The organism is Xanthomonas sp. SI, from assembly GCF_014236855.1.
Taxonomy (GTDB): domain Bacteria; phylum Pseudomonadota; class Gammaproteobacteria; order Xanthomonadales; family Xanthomonadaceae; genus Xanthomonas_A.
On record NZ_CP051261.1, the window covers coordinates 166226 to 185973 of the forward strand.

The following is a 19748-nucleotide window of genomic DNA, read 5'->3' on the forward strand; positions in this document are numbered from 1 at the left end:
CAGAATTCTGTCATCCGGGTTTCAGGAGTCGGCCATGGGCTTTTCCGCCAGCGATGTAGTGCCTTTCACCCTTGCACGCGCCAACCTCTCCGAGTTGGCCGACCAGGCGAAGGCCGGCTCCGAGAAGATCATCACCAAGAACGGCGAGAGCTATGTGGCACTGATCGACGCCGACCGGCTGGACTATTACCACCGGCTGGAGCGCGAGCGCATCCATCTGCTACTGATCGACGATGCCAAACGCGGACTGGCCGACATTGCCGCCGGCCGGACAGTCGAAGCGGACGCGGCCATCGGCCAGCTGCAGCAGCGACGTGCGGCACCCAGTGCGGCAAGCGCTGGCAAGCGCGCGGCCAAAAAGCGCAGCTGACCGTTGTACCGGGTCGAACTGACCGCGAGCTTCCTCGCGTGCCTGGACGCCATCGAGGCGTTCTTGCTTGAAGCCGATGCCGGCGCCGCCTTCGATGACCTGCTCGCCGAGTTACGCGCCACAGTCATCCCGAACCTGCGGCGTTTCCCACGCATAGGCCGGCGTTACCTGGACAACCCGCCGCAGTCGGCCGAGGCATTGGCGCAGTTGGCCGCGTTGCCGGTGGGCGCGCCGGATGCATTACGCAACTATCTGCATGGCGACTACCTGATGCTCTACACGGTGGTGGAGGCGTCCGCCTCTACGAACGCCACGGTGTATTTGCTCTCCATCCGGCACCACCGGCAGCTGTCGTTCGACTTCGCAAGGCTGTGGCCCGGAGGATGATGGCGGCTGGCAGGCACGGGCAGCCTAACGCCCGTTTTCGTTCATCCTCGGTCCCGTGGGGATCGCAGGCGGAGTAATTGCCTGCGTCCCTGTTCGCTCGCGCTCACCTGGCCGGAACGCGCTGGTACTCGTCGCTGCCGGTGCGCAGGTGCCCATTGGCCTGGTCGATGGCGAAGTTCACCGTTTCGCCGTCGTTGCGGATCTCGGGATTGGCGTGGCTTGGGCGTGGTGGAACAGGTTTCTGCACCGCCGTCGTCAACATTCCAAACAGAAGGCCAGCCGTTCCCCGCCCAGGCACATTGTTCTAACCTATTCGGGCGAGCCGCAACGTCGATCTGATCCGCGTGCCGCAAGAGTCCTGGGCCACTCTTATGGCGCAGATCAGCCCGCTTCCCACGGCGGGCGGGGCATCAGCGACAGGTCGCGCGCGCCATGCACGATGGCGAGAATTTCGACAACGGCCGCGTGCGAGCGATAGATGATGCGGTAATTCTGGAAAAGCAACTCGCGCACTGCAGGATTGCCGGCCTCAGGCACTTCTCGGCCGCGCTCGGGGAACGCCTGCAGCGACTCCGCTGCGTCGATGAGGCGATTGACGAAGAGGTCGGCGTAGAAAACGCTGTCGTGGGCGACATAGTCGCGAATGGCTTGCAGGGAATCGACGGCAGGTTCGGTCCAGACGATGTTCATCGGTCGAGAGCGAAGCGCCTTCTGACTTCATCATGCGGTACCACACGACCTTCTTCGGCTGCACGCAAGCCTTGTTCGATCTTCTGGCGAACGTAGATTTCGTACATCAGGTCGTCCCAACTGGCCTGTTCCGGCAGGCTACGCACTAGCTGTTCGGCTTCGGTTTTCATGCTGTTGGGCATGGGTGTGCTCCGTTACAGGGACAGGCCTACTTTAGCGAAGAACGGGGAGGGTAGAAATGGAGCCCCGGCGCAGCTAGCTGCGTTACCCGAGGCAGGCCCGTTGCACGGCGCTCCATCGCCACGCGTGGAGACGCCGCGCCGGCCCGAGAGGCAGCGGCGCGGCGTTCCTTCCAGGCCTAGCGCCCGGGCGACGCGCTCACTTGGCCGGAACGCGCTGGTACTCGTCGCTGCCGGTGCGCAGGTGCCCATTGGCCTGGTCGATGGCGAAGTTCACCGTTTCGCCGTCGTTGGAGACCTGCAGCACGTCGTCCTTGTAGATGGCCGGGTAGCTCTCGGTCTTGGGCTTGCGGCTGAAGAACCGCGGCGTGGTGTTGCGCACCATGAAGGACTCGCCATTGCGTTCGATGTCCATCGTGTCGTCCTGCGATTGCACGTTGACCCAGTGGCCGACGAACTTCTCGCCCTCCACCTTGGCGCAGCCGGCCATCAGCATCGCCGCAGCCAGCGCGGCACCCATCCACTTCGTCATTTTCAGCGCTCCGGTGTTGAAGTCGCGGCAAGGATGAGGCGTTGCGGCTGTATGGAAAGTCAAGAGTGCAGGGGGCAAGGCATCAGGCGCCCATCTTGCCGAAAGGGCAAGCGGGGCAAGGACTCACCGGGCCTTGCCCGGTGCTTGCGTCTCAGAGCCATTCACGGGGCCACAGCCAGGCAGGGGATGCAGGCAGTCCAAGAGGGCACGCTTACGGCAACGCAGCCCGGAGACGCGCGGCCAGCGCAATGCGCTCCTCGGTGGCGTAGCGCACCTTCTGCCCCCCATACAGCCCGTCGTTCGCGTAGCGCGGGAACACGTGCAGATGGTAGTGCCACACATCCTGATTGCCGGCCAGCCCGTTGTGTTGGCGCGTGGAGATGCCCTCGCAGCCGAAGGCCGCCAGCATCGCGTGCGCCAGGCGCCGCGTGGCGCGGAAGACCTCGCGGCCCAGGTCGTCCGGCATGTCCAACACGTTCTCGTAGTGGCCACGCGGGATCACCAGGCAGTTGCCTTGGATGCCGGCGTAGTGGTGCGTCGGTACCAACGCGTACACGTTGGTATCCACCAGGACAATGGCCGATTCCGGCGCAGGCGAGGGCAGCGTGGCCGCAATCCCGCAGAACGGACAGTCGTATCCGGGGGGAGCGTGCTGCATGAGGCGCAACGGCGAAGAGAACCCACTGTGGGGCGGGAACGGATTCTGTGGCGCCCCCCGGCTACCCGTCAATCGGACAACTCGGCTGGCGGACTGGAGGTGAAATCCACGCCGCCAGGCGATGATGCCGGGGGATAAGTGCACTGTGCCCCCAGTTTTCCTCACCCAATTTTCGCCCTCGCTACAAAGAAATTCGGTCTTCCGCAGCTCGCTGGTCGTACCACTCCGCGTGGCGAGTCCACTGCTTCGCATTAGCTCGAAGTAAGCCGGCTGTGCGAGGCCAGATTGAAGCTAGTTGCCTCGCAGTCTCGTTAGACGCCGCTGCTAACTCTCGCTCTGGGCTTCCACTTCCATCCGAGGGGCGCCAATGCGCGCCCCGCTTATTGAACAGCTCGAGAACGATGCCCGCCTCCATTTCTTCGTTCTCCAGCGCCTCAATGACCGAGCGCACCTGTCGACATGGCCAGATACCATCATTACTATCGTCAGGCGCATATGCCAAGAGCTTACCTATCTCGCTGGCCGCAACCTTGCCTCTGTTCACTACTTGGGCAGCCTCCAATACAGTGCCGATCCAGTTCAGAATGGCTTCCGCATCTAGCTCTCCATCGCTGCCCTTCCAAGGAAGCGAGCGCCACGAATCCAACAGCTTATACGCGCTAGATGCCTTAGCGCGCGCGACTTCAAGCTCCTCACGGCTCTTAGCGTGCTGAACACCCTCGGGATCGTCCACTTCACTTTCTGCTTCGGAACGATACAGGTCGCTCAAGACTTCAACAAAGAAGGTGGGCGACTGTGCCATGTATTGATGAAGCGCAAGCTCCTGTGTCGATCCGTGGTTATGCAAGGCTGGGAGCCAGCTATACTCCAGTTGCAGGAGGCGATCCCGGTCGGCATCTTCGCGATCGCGGAGTTCGCTAAAAACCTCCCGCAGCCAATAGCCGCTTAGCAGTCTTGCATTCTCGGGTTTCGTGGCAATGCTTTCTAGGGCGCCTGCAAGTAGATCAAGTAGCACGGTAGTGTCGAACTTACTTCGACGGCTGCCGACGAATTCGATCAGCGGAACGCTTCTATCGTTCTGCATAAGTCCGCACACAAAATCGCGCACTAGATCATCGTCAGGTGTGCGTACATATACGTCTCTATGGCGCCAATATTCGGCTTTGGTACCTTCCGGCATATCGTTTACTAGTTCAAAAAGCTCCCGAGTGTCTTCCCAAGGCACCATCAACGAGGCGACCTGAGCCGAACTTGATCCACGATCCTTGGCAATCTGAAGGACCTCAAGCCCCCAAGGCGTACCCAGGCTGCGAACCCCAGCTGCTAGAACACAAGCACCCAGCCAAGCAACAGCACTACTTCTATCAAGCGATCTCAAGGCAATCTGACGCCATTGATCTGCATCGCACACTCGCATAATTGAAGGGAGCATGGTCTGCGGAAACTTCACTTGTGTAGCGAATTCAAGCAGCTCATCTACACCCAAGGCCGCGACATCACGAATAGCAGCGTCACGCTCGGCCAGTACACGCTCTTGAAGTGAATCAAATGTTTCATCCGGCCGTAGTCTCTCCGGCATGTGCTGTTCGAAAAGCGCTTGATGTAGAACTAACGGATCTGAAGGCGCAAACAGATCAGCGACTCGATCTATAGGATCAAGAGCTTCACTTGGTATCGCCCATTCTGCGTCCGCATATGACCTGTGCTTGTCCACAAGGCCGCGTAGCCCTTGCCAAAGCTTGTGGTCAGCACCTACCTCAACAAGCGCTTCTCGACGCGATTCAACAAGATTGATGTACTTGCTGGCGGCCTCTGGGGGCATGGACTTCGCGGCCGCTTCAATTACAGCCACCCACTTTGAAGGATCTACACCAGCCTCTTGCGATGCCAGATCCACGATGAACTCATGGTCCCGCCGAATCGAGCCGTAAGTCGTGACAGCGCGTTCCGATGCACCGAAGTCCCTCCACTCGGGCTCAGACGTGCCAAACGAAATGTCCTCCTCTCCGGGTAGGAGTTTGCTGACAAGAGCCCATGCGACATCTGGAACCGTCTTGCAAACTCTATCTAGCACTCGATGACGAATGGCGGCTGCCGCGTTTGTGTGTAAATTCCAAGGCAAGAATATCTGAACGAGCGACCCAATGGGTCGATTCGCTAGCCTGCCACCTGGATCGATCGCCGACAATCGTGCCAGCAGCAAAGCCACACGCGGCAACCTCTCTGGATCCCAAGCGAGAACTTCGAGCGCTCGCAGCGTGCCCAAGTAATAGACGTGCCCAAACATATCATCGTCTCCGCCCTCGAAGATGGGCAGCAGCAGCGATGGATCAGTCGCTAGCAAGCCTTCGAGAGCCGACAGAAAAGGATCTGGCGCAGCTTCTGCGATAGCGGGCAGAAGCGGGTCCAAACTCGCAAGCATTTTGTAATCGTCTGCAAGGCCGGGAATTCTACTCAAGACATCATTTACAAATCTCTGCGCCGAGAAGCCAGCAATGTAATCCAGGTTATCTTCATTAATCGCGATCAGGCGCAGTATCTCTGACAGCCCTGAGCGAAGATTTTGCGACCAAGCTCGCGACTTTCCATAAATGTTCGCGTAAGCCCGCTGATCCAAAGGCATGTCAAGCGCGGGATCTAGCTCCGAGAGAACTCTGACGGCGACATCGCTAAGGCGGTTCAGCTCAATTATACCGATGGCTCGATGTTCGATGCTCAACTGCCAGATGTCAGCCGGCGCACTGAGCGCCGTCACCGAACCTTCTCTTAAAACAGGTGCATCATCGACCCTAAGCACGTCCAAGATCGCATCATCGAAATTCGCATAGTCGGCAGCGCCCGCCAAGTCCTTCAAAGCACTCTGATCATGAGCGTTGTCGTGCGCATATGCTCCCGCAAGAATGATTCCTGAGAGGTTCTTCAGCGTCGTTCGAGTTGCCCAAACAGGCTGTTCCGAATGCGCTCCATCATTTTGCCGACGAAAAATCGAGACACTGGAGTGGCACGCAGCTGCCAGCTTCTTGGCACGAACCTCATCCATGTCATTTGCGACGAGGACATCGACAAAACTTTGCCTCGATGCGCGCGGAAGCGCGATCAACTGGCTATTACCCGACCTCGCATGCGATGTCCCATAGCAGGTAATTACAGCGTGGCCATAATTAGAAAGCTCCTGCGCGACATCATTCGCAGCATTTACGGTCACAACAAGAAGCTTGAGCCCTTTTACTAGGAGCTGCGACTTTGAGTTTGGATCCGAGATCACGACAGCCTTTGCAAGCAACGCACCTCTCATTGGGTCGTCCTTACTCATACCGAGCAACGCAGCCGCCACGAACGAAACAGCCTCCCTTGGGCTATCAGCTTTGACTCGCGTCAACTCAGCGCTCAACGCGGCCTTCCGAACCTTCTCGGCCGCAGCGTCACGATTGGCTAGCAGTAGATCAACGGGAATGACGGGAAATGCGCTGTTCAGAAAGCTGGCTAGCGCCCCCTCGACATCTCTCATGTCCACCGAGGCCTTATGCATCTTTAAAGCTAGCCAACTTCGAACAGACGGCTGGCTATCCAGCCAGTCCTCAAGAGAGTCGGCATCGAGAATCTTGACATCCCTCCACACCCTCTCATCCCGTAAAGAGGATTCCAACTGGGCGATGTTCCCAGCTTTAGTTGCGTTGACCCGGCGAAGGCTCACCGCAACATAGGCGATCTCAGAGCGCACCCGGCCTGCATAGTCGTCGCGATCGCTTGGCCTACTGCGCTTGTCGAAATCTGATCGGATCTTCTGCGCGGCTTGGTCGTTAGTGCCCACCTCCCACAGTGAGAGACCGGCAGGAATGTAAGGTGGCATGGGAGCAGCTTGCACGATCCCATCGACGCCCGGGCGGAAAGTTGACTCTCCGCTTGGGAAGTAGACGTCGGTCACCTCAGGGCTTGTTGCACGAATCAGCCTCCGCAACAACTCTGGAAGCAAGTCCCTTGCTAGATGTGTGTTCGCGAACTGCTCCAACTCTTCCGCTGTGATCTTCACTGCCATCTCTTCACCTATCTTTTGCTGTCGCGTCATCCGAATTGCGTGCAACTGTGCAAATCAACCAGTAACTGACGCGAGTAGTTATCGCGTTCCCTGTGCTTCGCGAACTAGCTACATCAAAGAAGCCTCGCCAGTCAGCCGATTGGCCTGATGTACTAATGGTCCATTGCCCAGTGCATGGTGGCTTGGCCTCTTCATGCCGCTCGATCTTAGACCCGCTAAGCCAAGCTAACAACAGGTCGAAGAACGGACCCAAAGGGGATACGGCAATGTCGAGGGGCATGCTGGTGCGGGAGCAAGGTCGACTTTCGGATCGAGAGCCGTCACTCATGTTTACGGAGTGAATCGACAGACGGCCACGTCACCGGCACTATAAGTAGATGGATCTCCGCCCGCAGCATCTCAAACGCTACCTCCGCGATATCCTCGGAGATGACCAAGTAGATCTGTTCCGATTCAGCCTAAGCTCCCTGTGCGATCGGGTTGACTACGCTCAGTACCACCTCGATGAGGTGATGAGGTTGATGTCGCCTTATACCTTAGGCGACGGCCCTCAGCCTGGCGATGACCATCTGCCCTTCAAGACGGCCATTACGCAAACTGCCGCTCATGTATTAGGCTGCCTGCAAAGTCTCCATGCCTGCGCAGACATATGCGCGCACGTCGCATACTTCGGTCTCGGTTTAAACCTTGAGCCAAAGCCAATCAAGGAGCGCCTTATTAGCATGCGTACCGTACTCGCGCGGATCACGGACGACACGGTTTCTCAAGCGCTGCGAAGTCTGGTTGAGAACTCTGAGTTCGAATATTTGGAAGCAATAGTTAACCGTTCGAAGCACCGGTCCGTAGTTTACACTGGCTATACCTTCGAGCAGCGGAATTCGGCGGACACCCGATCTTGGCACGGCGTCGTGCTTTGGCGTTTTGAGCGACTAGGGAAGGCATACTCTGTTCGGCGTGCTGAAGAATTTTTGACCACAGAACTTGATCGTCAACGCTCTGCACTCATTGCGGTTTCCGCGGCCCTTGAGGAACACCTGCATGCCGAGTGGAATGAGCAGAAACAGTTCCACAAAGCAAGGGGCGAGCGATGGCCCCCACCAAGGAAAGCGGACGACAATGAAAATTCCTGACCACCAGGCGGGCATTTAGAGATGTCAGCTGTCGGCCATAGGCGGACATGTGCTAGCACACATGCACAAACAGCGAAATCGCTGCGATCTGCGCGAGGCACAGCTGTTAATGCAGTTTCCGTTCAAACTCAGCGACGAACATCGTGAGCGTTGACCCGCAGGCATTGCAGAAGTCCCGCAGCTGGAGGAGATCCATCCGGCGCTCACCTCGCTCGACATCACTCACATAGGACTGTGGGCGGCCCAATGCGGCGCTCAAGCCGACCTGGGTCAGCCCGGCAGCGAGACGAAGCTCACGCAGTTGTCGCAGCAGAATCGCATAGTCCTTCTTGTGGATCGACTTGGTCGGCATGTCTGCAAGCTCTGAAGCCCGCAGCAAAGCTATATCCCCTTTTCAAATATCCGAAAATGGGATATTTTAGAGCGGCGGACAACCCGTCCGCCCACGTCGAGGACGGATGCCATGACGACTTCGCAAGCCAACGCAACCTTCGCCCGGCCGCGCGTCGCGCCCGCGGGTACTTTGGATACGCAGGAAGAGCGCTTCACCTTCGGCGTCACCCTAGAGCAGATGGACCAGTTCCACGCGCTGTTGCGCACCATTACCGCGCAGAGCGACATGGTGGCGGTGTGCAGCGGCGCGCCGCTGGACGACAAGAGCATGTCGATCCTGGGCGAGAGCATTTTCACTGCCGCCCGCGCGGTGCGCGGGATCGTGGACGAGATCCACGAACAGCGGCTGGGCGGCGATGGCCCGACACCGGGGTCGCACGGGGAGCCGCGCCATGCGTAAGCCGCCCTCGCGTCCCGCCGCCACCTCGCGCAAGCGTGCGCCGCGCCAGACAGCGCAATGCCGCGACTGGACCATCGTGGAGCCGACGCTCACGCCGATGCTGACGCCCGAGCAGATCGCCGCCGAACTTGCCGCCGAGGAGGCCCGCGCGCCGCGCGCACCGCGCCGCCGGCGCCCGCCGCAGCGCTGCAAGATGGGCTACGGCTACTACCCGGCCAGCAACCAAGTGGTGCCGTCGCTGCGCCTACGTGGGCGCTGGCTGGAACAGTTGGGCTTTGCCATCGGCAGCACCTTGCGGATCGAAGTGCGCGATGGCGCGTTGGTGGTGCGCATGGCTGGGGAAGAGTGACGCGGGTGCGGCCACGCGCGGGCGTGCGCATGGACGGTTGAACACCGACCCGGCCGGCCGCTGCGGTGTGCTCCGCTGTGCGTCGGGTCGGTCCGATGAGGGCCTGGCGCTGCGGCTGCCGGGTGGGCGCCGCCGTGCTAGCGTGCCGCTGCCGAGGGTCCGGCAGTGCGAAGGGGCAGGCATGCGCATTGAGTCAGTGCCGGTGGAGCGCCGCGTGGTGGCGCCGCGCACCAAGCCAGGCGTGCGCCTGGCCTGGTGGCTGTTGTGGCTGGCCTTGGCGGTGTTCGCCGGGGAGTTCGTGCACTCGGTGTACGAGAAGTACGCGTCGCTGCAGTCGCCGGCCTATGCGATGTTCCTGACCCGCCGCGGCTGGCTGTGGTGCCATCTGGGTGGTGGCGCGGTCGGCCTGTTGCTCGGCGCGCTGCAGTTCGCGACGCAGCGTTGGCGGCGGTGGCCGCGGCTGCACCGCTGGGTGGGGCGGGTCTACTTCGCCGGTATGGTGGTGGCGATGGTCGGGGCGGCCGGCTTGATCGCCACGTCGCCGGCGCCGCTGTCGATCCGGCTGGCGTTTTCCGTGACGGCGCTGGTGTGGCTGGTCACCGCGTCGATGGGGTTGCTGGCGATCTTGCGCGGCCAGGTGCTGCGCCACCAGCGCTGGATGGTGCGCGCCTATCTGGCGACGCTGGCCCCTGTGCTGTTCCGGCTGGCGCTTCCCACGGCGATCGGCTTGGGCATGGCGCCATCGCCCGGCCTGATCGCGCTGTTGCTGTGGGCCAGTTGGATGGTGCCGTTGCTGTTGTATGCGGCTGGTCGTGCGGTGGTGCATGCGCTGCGCGGTGGCATGCAGGCCGCGCCGGTTGCAGGAACTGCCCGCATCGGGGGCGATGCTGGTTGATCGAGGAGCGCGTGCTGGGAGTGCGGTGCTGCGTCGCGCTTGCGCGGAAGGTCCGCGCCTTGTTGGTCCGCTTTCGCGACACGCTGATTCGGCCACACCCGCTAGCCGCGATGCGCGATCGCCGCATTCCGCGCGGCCATTGCCCCGGACGCTGCCGCGCCGATGGTCAGGCGCGGCAGCGTTCGCTCGCTGGCGATCGCAAGGGCATGGGGGAGGGGGCTGCCCCTGCGATCCTCTGCGGCGAAACTCAGCGGCGCTTGTCGAACAGCTGCTGGCGCACGGCGACGGTGCAGGCTTCCTTGGTCAGCAGGTGCTCGAAGGCGCTGTTGTCGCTGGGCTTGCCGCTGCCCAGGTCGAGCACGGACGCCTGGTTGCTGCCGCGGGCCTTGAACGCGGCGACGGCGGTGGTGGCGTTCTTCAGCGGCACGGTGGCGTCGTTGTCCGAGCCGCACAGCAGGGTCGGGGTGCGCGGCGCCCAGTCGAGCAGGTCGTTGCGCTCCAGGTCGCGCAGGAACGGGTCGTTGGCGTTGCTGGCGAAGTCCTTGTAGAAGCCGGGCTGGAAGTACTGGCGGATCTTGTCGACGCCGGGCAGGGTGTCGCCGAGCACCAGGTCGGTCAGGCTGTGCGTGCCGGGGAACAGCGCTTCGACCTGTTTGGCCCACGGATCCTGGAACACCTGCGCCGGGTCGAGGTAGAGGTTGTGGTAGGTGTGTTGCATGCCGACGATGGCGTAGCTGGCCAGCACGATGCCGAAGGTGTTCTCGCCCACGGCGCTGTGGCCGCTCCAGCCGTCGCGGAAGGTCTGGCTGAGCGCGTACGGGCCGGAGATCGGCGCGCTGGCGACCAGGTGGAATTCGTTGGACAGGTGCGCTTCGATCTCGCGCTGGGTGGCCATGGCGGCATGCCCGCCCTGCGAGTAGCCGGTCAGCATGACCTTGCCCGACAGGGGGGTGTTGAGCCGCTGCAGCACCTGGCGCGCGGCGCGCAGGGCGTCGATGCTGGCGCTGGCCTCGGACGCGGCGTGCAGGTAGGGATGGAACGGATAGTTGGACTGGCCGATGCCGAGGTAGTCGCTGCTGACCACCACGTAGCCCTGGGTGGCGAGGTGGGTGACCATGGTGTCGTCGCCCTTGGCGTCGCGGATTTCCTTGGCCTGTTCGGCGCGGCGCAGCGACTCGGTGCCCTGGCTGTAGCTCAGCAGCGGGAACGGCCCGGTGCATTGGCTGCCGCCCGGCACCAGCAGCGCTGCGGAGGCGGTGGCGGGCTCGCCGTCGACGCCGATGGTGGCGTAAGTGAACTCGGCGACGCGCACGTCGCACTTGGCCTGGTCGGTGGACTGGGCGTTAGCCAGCAGGGTTCCGATCGCCTGGTGGGTGTAGCTGGTCAGCACATTGCTCTTGAGCAGCGTGCCGCGCGCCGGTGCGGCCGATGCGGCCAGGGGCAGCAGCGCGCCTGCAACGCCGATGGTGGACAGGACGCGCAGCGCCAGCCGATTCCGCAGTGTGGCCATGAAGAACGTCCTCGCAAGTGAATCCCGGTGGCACGGGACGGTGGGGTGGGGGGCAACCCTACTACGGCGCTTCGACTGTTCTTCTGACAATGCGCGGCAATGTTTATCTGCAGTATGGATTCGCGCGGCAATCGGGCGAATAGCGAGACACACAGCGAAACTAAATCTTGTAGCGCGTCTGTGTGGCAGCGTGCGGAGTGGCACGCCGGTGCAGAAATTCGCCTGAAATCCGCATGCTTTCGCTGGATTTCTGCCTGTTTCGCCAATGGCGAAAAAATCAGATGGCGCCGCGCTTCATTCGAAAATGGATCCTTCAGTATTCGATAATCTCGCGATAAAGGTGATCGCCGCGCATTGAAAGATAATCCGGCATGCAGTGCATGCCGGGTATGGGCGATCGCATCGATTGGGTGGCGCGACGCGGCGAGGCAGCGGCGTCGGGTGGCCGCCTGGCTTCGCCGTAGGTCATGGCGCATGCCGCGCTCCCGGATGCGTCCAGCAGTGCGCGCGGCGTAGAAGACAAAAAAGCCGGCTGCCCCATCAGGGCATGCCGGCCGGGTGTAGCTGCCTGCGCGGCTGCGCAGGCCGGACGAAGCGGATTAGCGCACCTTGTACAGCACCGCAGCACCGGGCTTCGGTTCGAACATGGGCACGGTCTGCTGCTTGAGCGCCTTGCCGTTGGCGTCCCACACCAGGGTCTCGGCGGGGTATTCCTCGTTGCGGGTCATGGCGCCGATCTGCTTGACGATCACCGTGGAGCCGGCCTTCACTTCGGGGTTCCAGGCGAACACGCCGAGCCTGCCGTAGAACACGGCCGGCGCTTCGGCGTCGAGGCGGCGGTCGGGGCACATGACCAAGCCGCGGTCGAGCATCACGCGCAACGCGCCGACGGGCACGGCTTTCACGGTGGGCGCGGTGCGGTCGGTGCTGTGGCCGGGGCAGACATTGGCCGAGCGGAGCAGCATGTCCTCGACCACTTGCCGGTCGGGCTGGGCGAAGGCCGGCAGGGCGGCGGCGGACAGGGCGAGCATTGCGACAGTGGACTTCCAGTGCACGTGACACCTCCTATTGAATGAATTGCTCCAAGCGTCGCGGTCGGCCACGTTGCACAGGTGGGCTGCCGCTTGGGACGCGCGGCGACTTTATCAACAAGGCCAATGGGCAATTGCAAATGAAGTGTGATGGCGCGTGAGGTTGCTCACGCTTCTATTCACGTTGGGTGTGTTGGTTGATGGTGGTGGTGGTGAGGTGTTTGCGCAGTTGCGGTAGGCGCGCGGGGAGCGCGGCTTGTTCTTGCACATTGCATGGCGCGCGCTCACGTGTGGGCATCGCTGCGGAAGGTGAGCGAACATTTCGAGACGCCGCCGCATGCATCGTGGGTGGAAGCGCTGTCTGTGCAGCAACGCCGGATGCAGGGAGGGGCGGAGCCTTGCGCACTCAATTCCGCGAGACGCTTCGCTCCGTACCCTCACCCCAACCCCTCTCCCGGGGGGAGAGGGGCTTTGGCTGTTCCCTTCTCCCATCGGGAGAAGGTGGCCCGCAGGGGCGGATGAGGGTCCGGGCGAAGCCTCGTGCGCCCAACTCCGCGAGCCGCTTCGCGCCGTACCCTCACCCCAACCCCTCTCCCGAGGGGAGAGGGGCTAGTCGGCTGTTCCTTCTCCCGTCGGGAGAAGGTGCCCCGCAGGGGCGGATGAGGGTCCGGGCGAAGCCTCGTGCGCCCAACTCCGCGAGACGCTTTGCGCCGCACCCTCACCCCAACCCCTCTCCCGAGGGGAGAGGGGCTAACGGCTGTTCCTTCTGCCGTCGGGAGAAGGTGCCCCGCAGGGGCGGATGAGGGTACGGGCGCAGCCTCGTGCACCAACTCCGCGAGACGCTTTCGCGCCTTACCCTCACCCCAACCCCTCTCCCGGAGGGAGAGGGGCTTTTGGCCGATCGTGCGGACTCTTATCCCCACCCGTCCCAGGGGAGATGGGCTACTTGTACGGCCCCGGCCCGCGCCAGACCAGTTCGCCCTGCTTGTAGACCTGCAGCATGGTGATGACCTCGCGGGCGTCGCCGATGGCCTTCAGTTCCGTGGAGTCCGGCGGCAGTGCGCGGCATTTGCCGGAGCCGCGCTTCATCGCGATCTCCAGCGGGCAGGCCATGCGGTACTGGGTGCCGGGCAGCAGGATGAAGAATTCCTTCATGCCCTGATCCATCCAGGCGCGCAGCAGGGTTTCGCTGCGCAGGTCGTAATAGACCAGGTAGCCGCCCAGTTCCATGCTGGGGCCGGCGTCGCTGGGATCGCCACGGCGCCCGCCGCGGCCGCCGCCGTCGCGCACCAGGCCCGCTTCGTTGGGGCCCAGGTCCTGGTCGATGGCGCCCGGCGGCCGCCCGGTCCAGGTCTCGCGGCGCTGGGTCGGTTCGGGTTCACTGGCGGCGGCCTGGGCCTGCTGCTGCGCGGCAGGGTCCGGCTGCGGCGGCGCCGGTTGCTCCGCGGGCGTGGGCGCGGGCGGTGCAGGCGTGCTGGCGGTGGCTGCCGGATCGGGCGGCGGCACCGGGTGGTCGGACTGCGCGACCAGCGTGGATTGCACCGGCGAGGTGGCGCGCCGTTTCTTGGCCGCGACCGGCTTCTGCGCGGGGGTGGGCGAGGGCGGCGTCTTGGCCGGATGCACCGGCTGGCGCGTGGCGCCGATGAAGTCCACCTTGGTCCGGCCACCGCTGGCCGCGCCTTGCGGCGTGCTCATGGTGGGCGGGTCGGCCAGCAGCAACAGCAGCAACATCAGCAGGTGCAGCAGGACGCTGACGATCGCGGCAATCCAGGGGTCAAGGCGTTCGACCCAGGATTTGGCCCGGGGGTCCGCGCGATGCGACGCGTTGCTCATGCCGCCGCGGCTGCGTCGGGAGTGCGGGCCTTCATGGGGGGTCTGCAGGGTGCGGCCGTGGGGGCGCCATCGTAACGCGTGCGAGGCTCCGTTCATTTGTCGGGCCGCAGCACGCTTAGGGTCTGTTGCTGTTGGCGGGACAGGGCGCTCCGGCCAAGCCGCGCCTGTGCGCGGTCGGCGCGCGCTGCGTCTGCACACCGCACGGAGGTCCGCGCCCGGCGCCATGCGGCGCTCCAGCGTGGCGATGCGGGGCCCGGCCGCTGCCCGGATCACCCAACGGCACGCAGTGCTATCTTCCGCGCCATGTCCAAGGGCGACGCCACCATTCGCTTCAAGACGACGCTGCTGCGGCCGGCCACGCCGAAGGATGCGGCCTGGACCTTCCTGGTCCTACCTGCTGAAGCCAGCGCCAGGCTGCCGACGCGCAGCATGGTCAGCGTGGACGGCACGCTCGCCGGCCAGCCGTTCCAGGCCACGCTGGAGCCGGACGGGCAGGGCAGCCATTGGTTGAAAGTCGAAGCGGCGCTGCGGGCAGCGGCCGGCGTCGCCGTGGGCGAGACGGTGGCGCTGGAGATCGCGCCGGTGACGGTGGAGCCGGAACCGGCGGTGCCGCCGGACCTGGCCGCCGCGCTCGCCGCGGATCCGGCCGCGCGGGCGACTTGGAACGACCTCACCGCGCTGGCGCGGCGCGACTGGATCTTCTGGATCGTCTCGGGCAAGAAGGCCGAGACGCGGGTCAAGCGCATCGCCAGCGCCTGCGACATGCTCGCCTCGGGCAAGCGCCGCGCCTGCTGCTTCGACCGCTCGGGCATGTACAGCAAGTCGCTCGGTGCGCCGCAGGCGGTGGGATGATGCGCGGCGGCAACGCGCCGCGCGCGCCGCTCGGGCCGGCTGACGCAGTTCGCGACAGCGTCCTCGCAAATCGCCACCTATACTCCGGCGATGTCCAGCTGAAGGGTCTCATCGCATGAGCACACCCGCATCTTCGACCGCCGCCGCGTCCGGCGCCGCGCCCGGCAGCCTTCGCCGCTCGGTGTCCAACACGCTCAAGGGCTCGGCCGGCAACCTGGTCGAGTGGTACGACGTCTACGTCTACTCGGTGTTCGCCACCTACTTCGAATCGCAGTTCTTCTCCAAGGAAGACAAGAACGCCACGATGTTCGTGTGGGCGATCTTCGCGATGACCTTCCTGATGCGCCCGATCGGCGCGTGGTACTTCGGCCGCTTCGCCGACCGCTACGGCCGCCGCCTGGCGCTGACCATTTCGGTGTCGCTGATGGCGCTGTGTTCGTTCGCGATCGCGGTCACGCCGACGGTGGCCACGATCGGCATCGCCGCGCCGATCGTGCTGCTGCTGGCGCGGCTGCTGCAGGGCTTCGCCACCGGCGGCGAGTACGGCACCAGCGCCACCTACATGTCCGAGGCGGCGATCCCGGGCCGGCGCGGCTTCCTGTCCTCGTTCCACTACGTGACCCTGGTCGGCGGGCATGTGCTGGCGCAGACCACGCTGCTGCTGATGCTGCATTTCGCCGACAAGGGCTGGGTGTCCGAATGGGGCTGGCGCCTGGCGTTCGGCCTGGGCGGCATCGGTGCGCTGGTGGTGTTCTGGCTGCGCCGCACGATGGACGAGTCGTTGGGTTCGGACTCCATCGCCGAGGCCAAGAAGGGCGGGGCGCGCTCGGCCGGTTCGCTGCATGAGCTGTTCGTGCACCAGTGGCGGCCGCTGCTGCTGTGCTTCCTGGTCACTGCGGGCGGCACCATCGCCTTCTACACCTATTCGGTCACTGGGCCGAAGATGATCCAGACCGCGTTCGCCGGCGACGACGTGATGGCCGGCACCATCATCAACCTGGTCGCGCTGACCGTGCTGATGCTGATGCAGCCGGTCGGCGGTTGGCTGTCGGACATCATCGGGCGCAAGACCCTGCTGGTGTTCTTCGGCATCGGCGGCGTGCTCTACACCTGGTTCCTGGTGCTGGAACTGCCCAAGCAGAGCGACTGGCTGACCGCGTTCGCGATCCTGACCGGCGGCTTCGTGATCCTGACCGGCTATACCTCGATCAACGCGGTGGTCAAGGCCGAGCTGTTCCCCACCCACATCCGCGCACTGGGCGTGGGTCTGGGCTACGCGCTGGCGAACTCGGCCTTCGGCGGCACCGCGCCGCTGCTGTACCAGGCCTCGCTGAAGACCGGCCACGTGACCACCTTCGTCTGGTACGCCACGGCGGTGATCGCGGTGTCGCTGGTGGTGTACATGTTCTTCCTGACCAACAAGGGCGCGAACTGGCTGGACGACGAGCGCGCGATGCGCGAGCGCAAGGCGGCGAAGGCGGCGGCCGTACGCGGCTGAGGCCGGCGGCGGCACGGGCGCGCCCACCGCGCCCGTGCCGCGGCGAGCGCCGCGATCCCGGCGGCCCATTGGCCTCCGGTTTCGGCGGCACGCGTGCGACTCGGGTACCATGCAGCCCCCCTCACGGGCGTTTTCGCTCATGGCCGATTCCAAGAAGACCCCCGACACCCCTGTGACCCAGGACCAGGCCGAAGCCGCCGTGCGCACCTTGTTGCGCTGGGCCGGCGAGGACCCGGACCGCGAGGGCCTGCTGGACACGCCGCGGCGCGTGGCCGAGGCCTATGGCGACTGGTTCAGCGGCTACAAGGCCGACCCGCGCGAGTACATGCTGCGTACCTTCGAGGAAGTGGCCGGCTACGACGAACTGATCGTGCTGCGCGACATCGAATACGAAAGCCATTGCGAACACCACATGGCGCCGATCATCGGCAAGGTCCATGTCGGCTACCTGCCGCGCGGCAAGGTGGTGGGCATCAGCAAGCTGGCGCGCGTGGTCGAGGCCTATGCGCGGCGCTTCCAGGTGCAGGAGAAGATGACCGCGCAGATCGCGCAGTGCATCCAGGACGTGCTGCAGCCGCTGGGCGTGGGCGTGGTGGTGGAAGGCGCGCACGAGTGCATGACCACCCGCGGCATCCACAAGCGCGGCGTCAGCATGGTCACCTCGAAGATGCTCGGCACCTTCCGCGAGGACGCGCGCACCCGCGCCGAGTTCCTGCGCTTCATCGACGGCGGCGTGCGCTGAGCGTGCCGCATGCGGTGCCGCGCTAGCCTTTCCGCCTGTTCGTCACACCCGTTGCGCCCGGCAGCATCGGCATGAAGCACCGCGCCCGCATCGCCCGCTACCGCGCCATGCGCGAGCAGCCGCTGTGGAAGCTGCTCGCCGCCGACCAGGCGCCGGAAGTGATCGGCCTGCTGCAGTCGCTGTTGCTGGACAGCGAACGCCGGCTGCCGGCGGCGGTGCTGCACGAACGCCTGCAGCGCATGCTCGACGAACTCAATGCCGACCAGCTGTCGCGCGAGTTGCCGCGCACCGCGCAAGCCTATGTCGCGCACTGGCTGGCGCAGGGCTGGCTGGAGCGGCGGCTGCCGGAAGGCGCGCAGCAGGAGGAATACGAACTCTCCACCCAGGCCACGCAGGCGATCCGTTTCGCCGACGGTCTGGAGCATGCGCGCGGCGCGGCCACCGAGAGCCGCCTGGCTTTGGTGATGCAGCAGCTGGCGCAGTTGGCGGCGCTGACCGAGACCAATCCGGATGCGCGGCTGTCGGCCTTGCGCGACGAGCGCGACCGCATCGACGCGGAGATCGCGCGGGTGTCCAAGGGCAAGGTGGCGGCGCTGGACGGCAAGCGCGCGCTGGAACGCGCGCGCCAGGTGATCGCGCTGGCCGACGAACTGACCGAGGATTTCCGCCGCGTCCGCGACGATTTCGAGCAGCTCAACCGCGATTTCCGCGAGCGCATCATCGACGACGAGGGCGAGCGCGGCGAGATCCTGGGCAAGCTGTTCGAAGGCGTGGACGTGATCGGCGACAGCGATGCCGGGCGCAGTTTCCAGGCGTTCTGGGCCTTGCTCAACGATGCCGAGCAGAGCGCGCAGCTGGATGCGGCGCTGGAGACGGTGCTGGCGCGCGGCTTCGCGCGCAAGCTCGACCGGCGCGAACGCGGCTTCCTGCGCGGGCTGACCGGCACCATGCTCGAGCGCGGCGGCCAGGTGCACGACGTGATGCAGCATTTCGCGCGCAGTCTGCGCGGTTTCGTGCAGAGCCGCGGCTATCTGGAGCAGCGCCGGCTCAACCAGCTGCTCAAACAGGCGCAGGCCGAGGCGCTGGCCTTGCGCGACCACATTCCCGCACAGCGCGGCATCGGCCGCGATCTGAACCTGACCACCAGCCGCATGCGTTCGCTGGCGCAATGGCGTCTGCACGACCCGCGCCAGCAGCAGGTCGAGGGCGGCATCCAGCGCAACGAGGCGGCGGCGATTTCGCTGGACAGCGTCGGCGACCTGGTGGCGCAGTCGGAAATCGACTTCCGCAGCCTGCGCCGCGACCTGTTCGACCTGCTCGCCGAGCAGCCGCAACTGTCCATCGCCCAGGTGCTGACGCAGCGTGAGGCCAGCCAGGGCCTGGGCAGCGTGATCGGCTATCTGTCGCTGGGTACCCGCCATGGCGTGGTCGCCGCCGGGCAGCACGAGATCGCGCAATGGCGCGGCGGCGACGGCCAGTGGCGCCGTGCGCGCATTCCGTTGGTGTGGTTCACCCAGGAGAAACGCCATGAACTGGCATGAGCACGAAGTGGATGCCGAGCAGGAACGCCTGCCGGACGCGGCCGACAGCGCGGCGCCCGACGCCGGCACCGGCCTGTTCCCCGGCGACAGCGGGCGCCTGCCGGTGGAGGCGCGGCGCGCGCTGTGCCAGCTGCTCAGCGGCCCCAGCGTGGACGCGCAGCGCCACAGCAAGCTGTGGCCGGCGCTGCTGCGCAGCGAGGCGGCGATCCGCAGCGCCCTGGCCGAGCTGTTCCTGGAACTGGTGCTGGACCGCGAGGCCGGTATCGCCTTCACCCGCCAGGCCGACACCGGCGAACTGGAAGCGCCGGTGCTGCTGCGCTCCTCGCCGCTGACCTTCATCGATTCGGTGCTGCTGCTGTACCTGCGCCAGCAACTGGCCGAAGCCGATGCGCGCGGACTGCGCGCGGTGGTGGAGGACGCGCAGCTGGGCGAAGCGCTGGCGGTGTACGAGAAGAACCTGTCCACCGACCGCGCCGGCTTCCTGCGCCGGGTCGGCAACGCCGTGCAGAAGATGAAGGACAACCACATCCTGACCCGCCTGCGCGGCGAGGACGAACGTTACGAAGTCTCGCCGGCGCTGAAGCTGCTGTTCTCGGCCGAGGACGTCGCCGCGCTGGCGCAGGTGTACCGCCAGCTGCGCGAAGGCCCGGGCAGCAGCGAGGACGACGCCGAAGCTGCGCAGGACGCCTAGGGCGCGCTTTCGCCGGCGCGGACTGCCGCGA

General features: G+C 64.7%; 22 protein-coding genes. 11 read left to right on the forward strand and 11 right to left on the reverse strand.

Annotated features, from left to right (window positions below):
• The first annotated feature begins 34 nt into the window (after positions 1–34).
• On the forward strand, positions 35–370 hold the full coding sequence (locus tag HEP75_RS00770; RefSeq protein ID WP_185825089.1) for a type II toxin-antitoxin system Phd/YefM family antitoxin: 336 nt from the start codon (positions 35–37) through the stop codon (positions 368–370).
• Between the two features lie 3 nt (positions 371–373).
• Complete coding sequence (locus tag HEP75_RS00775) at positions 374–757, forward strand: type II toxin-antitoxin system RelE/ParE family toxin (RefSeq protein WP_185821752.1); 384 nt, start codon at positions 374–376, stop codon at positions 755–757.
• 103 nt (positions 758–860) lie between these two features.
• Here HEP75_RS00775 and HEP75_RS00780 read toward each other — a convergent pair whose 3' ends face one another.
• The 6 genes from HEP75_RS00780 to HEP75_RS00805 all read right to left on the reverse strand — a co-directional run bounded on the left by HEP75_RS00780 (position 861) and on the right by HEP75_RS00805 (position 6852).
• A complete protein-coding gene (locus HEP75_RS00780; RefSeq protein ID WP_221899337.1) occupies positions 861–1004 on the reverse strand; it encodes a hypothetical protein in 144 nt (47 codons plus the stop codon).
• Between the two features lie 134 nt (positions 1005–1138).
• Positions 1139–1447, reverse strand: a complete 309-nt coding sequence (locus tag HEP75_RS00785; RefSeq protein WP_185825090.1) for a type II toxin-antitoxin system RelE/ParE family toxin — start codon at positions 1445–1447, stop codon at positions 1139–1141.
• On the reverse strand, positions 1444–1629 hold the full coding sequence (locus HEP75_RS00790) for a hypothetical protein (RefSeq protein WP_080627620.1): 186 nt from the start codon (positions 1627–1629) through the stop codon (positions 1444–1446). The genes HEP75_RS00785 and HEP75_RS00790 overlap by 4 nt, the downstream gene beginning before the upstream one ends.
• A 196-nt stretch (positions 1630–1825) precedes the next feature.
• The gene (locus HEP75_RS00795) at positions 1826–2158 is read right to left on the reverse strand and encodes a hypothetical protein (RefSeq protein ID WP_185821753.1); all 333 of its coding nucleotides are present in this window, start codon (positions 2156–2158) and stop codon (positions 1826–1828) included.
• 211 nt (positions 2159–2369) lie between these two features.
• Positions 2370–2816: an HIT family protein gene (locus HEP75_RS00800; RefSeq protein ID WP_255423949.1), complete on the reverse strand. Its 447-nt coding sequence runs from the start codon at positions 2814–2816 to the stop codon at positions 2370–2372.
• A 181-nt stretch (positions 2817–2997) separates the two neighbouring features.
• On the reverse strand, positions 2998–6852 hold the full coding sequence (locus HEP75_RS00805; RefSeq protein WP_185825092.1) for a hypothetical protein: 3855 nt from the start codon (positions 6850–6852) through the stop codon (positions 2998–3000).
• 377 nt (positions 6853–7229) lie between these two features.
• Between HEP75_RS00805 and HEP75_RS00810 the strand changes: the two genes are divergently transcribed.
• Positions 7230–7982 carry a hypothetical protein gene (locus HEP75_RS00810; protein WP_185825093.1) on the forward strand — a complete coding sequence of 251 codons (753 nt, stop codon included), beginning with the start codon at positions 7230–7232 and terminating at the stop codon, positions 7980–7982.
• A 106-nt stretch (positions 7983–8088) separates the two neighbouring features.
• On the opposite strand, the gene HEP75_RS00815 is transcribed toward HEP75_RS00810, so the two are convergent.
• Positions 8089–8334, reverse strand: coding sequence for a helix-turn-helix transcriptional regulator (locus HEP75_RS00815; RefSeq protein WP_185825094.1), 246 nt, complete (start codon positions 8332–8334; stop codon positions 8089–8091).
• Positions 8335–8445: 111 nt separating this feature from the next.
• On the opposite strand from HEP75_RS00815, the gene HEP75_RS00820 reads away from it, so the two are divergent.
• The 3 genes from HEP75_RS00820 to HEP75_RS00830 all read left to right on the forward strand — a co-directional run bounded on the left by HEP75_RS00820 (position 8446) and on the right by HEP75_RS00830 (position 10019).
• Complete coding sequence (locus HEP75_RS00820) at positions 8446–8775, forward strand: hypothetical protein (RefSeq protein WP_185825095.1); 330 nt, start codon at positions 8446–8448, stop codon at positions 8773–8775.
• On the forward strand, positions 8768–9124 hold the full coding sequence (locus tag HEP75_RS00825) for a SymE family type I addiction module toxin (protein ID WP_185825096.1): 357 nt from the start codon (positions 8768–8770) through the stop codon (positions 9122–9124). The genes HEP75_RS00820 and HEP75_RS00825 overlap by 8 nt, the downstream gene beginning before the upstream one ends.
• Before the next feature lie 181 nt (positions 9125–9305).
• Positions 9306–10019 carry a DUF2306 domain-containing protein gene (locus tag HEP75_RS00830; RefSeq protein WP_185825097.1) on the forward strand — a complete coding sequence of 238 codons (714 nt, stop codon included), beginning with the start codon at positions 9306–9308 and terminating at the stop codon, positions 10017–10019.
• 247 nt (positions 10020–10266) lie between these two features.
• Here the strand turns inward: HEP75_RS00830 and HEP75_RS00835 are convergent, their stop codons facing one another.
• The 4 genes from HEP75_RS00835 to HEP75_RS00850 form a co-directional block, all read right to left on the reverse strand.
• The gene (locus HEP75_RS00835) at positions 10267–11529 is read right to left on the reverse strand and encodes a lipase family protein (RefSeq protein ID WP_185825098.1); all 1263 of its coding nucleotides are present in this window, start codon (positions 11527–11529) and stop codon (positions 10267–10269) included.
• Positions 11530–11842: 313 nt separating this feature from the next.
• Positions 11843–11998 carry a hypothetical protein gene (locus tag HEP75_RS00840; RefSeq protein WP_185825099.1) on the reverse strand — a complete coding sequence of 52 codons (156 nt, stop codon included), beginning with the start codon at positions 11996–11998 and terminating at the stop codon, positions 11843–11845.
• A gap of 130 nt (positions 11999–12128) precedes the next feature.
• Positions 12129–12560: a hypothetical protein gene (locus HEP75_RS00845; protein ID WP_185823237.1), complete on the reverse strand. Its 432-nt coding sequence runs from the start codon at positions 12558–12560 to the stop codon at positions 12129–12131.
• Between the two features lie 942 nt (positions 12561–13502).
• Positions 13503–14393 (reverse strand): type II toxin-antitoxin system RelE/ParE family toxin, encoded by an 891-nt coding sequence (locus HEP75_RS00850; RefSeq protein WP_185825100.1) that lies wholly within the window; start codon positions 14391–14393, stop codon positions 13503–13505.
• A 303-nt stretch (positions 14394–14696) separates the two neighbouring features.
• On the opposite strand from HEP75_RS00850, the gene HEP75_RS00855 reads away from it, so the two are divergent.
• The 5 genes from HEP75_RS00855 (at position 14697) to HEP75_RS00875 (ending at position 19717) form a co-directional block, all read left to right on the forward strand.
• Positions 14697–15245, forward strand: coding sequence for a YdeI/OmpD-associated family protein (locus tag HEP75_RS00855; protein WP_185825101.1), 549 nt, complete (start codon positions 14697–14699; stop codon positions 15243–15245).
• A gap of 115 nt (positions 15246–15360) precedes the next feature.
• On the forward strand, positions 15361–16743 hold the full coding sequence (locus tag HEP75_RS00860; RefSeq protein ID WP_185825102.1) for an MFS transporter: 1383 nt from the start codon (positions 15361–15363) through the stop codon (positions 16741–16743).
• A 139-nt stretch (positions 16744–16882) separates the two neighbouring features.
• On the forward strand, positions 16883–17485 hold the full coding sequence (gene folE, locus HEP75_RS00865; protein WP_185825103.1) for a GTP cyclohydrolase I FolE: 603 nt from the start codon (positions 16883–16885) through the stop codon (positions 17483–17485).
• Positions 17486–17556: 71 nt separating this feature from the next.
• Positions 17557–19026: a DUF3375 domain-containing protein gene (locus tag HEP75_RS00870; protein WP_185825104.1), complete on the forward strand. Its 1470-nt coding sequence runs from the start codon at positions 17557–17559 to the stop codon at positions 19024–19026.
• Positions 19013–19717, forward strand: a complete 705-nt coding sequence (locus HEP75_RS00875) for a DUF4194 domain-containing protein (protein WP_185825105.1) — start codon at positions 19013–19015, stop codon at positions 19715–19717. The genes HEP75_RS00870 and HEP75_RS00875 overlap by 14 nt, the downstream gene beginning before the upstream one ends.
• Positions 19718–19748 lie beyond the last annotated feature (31 nt).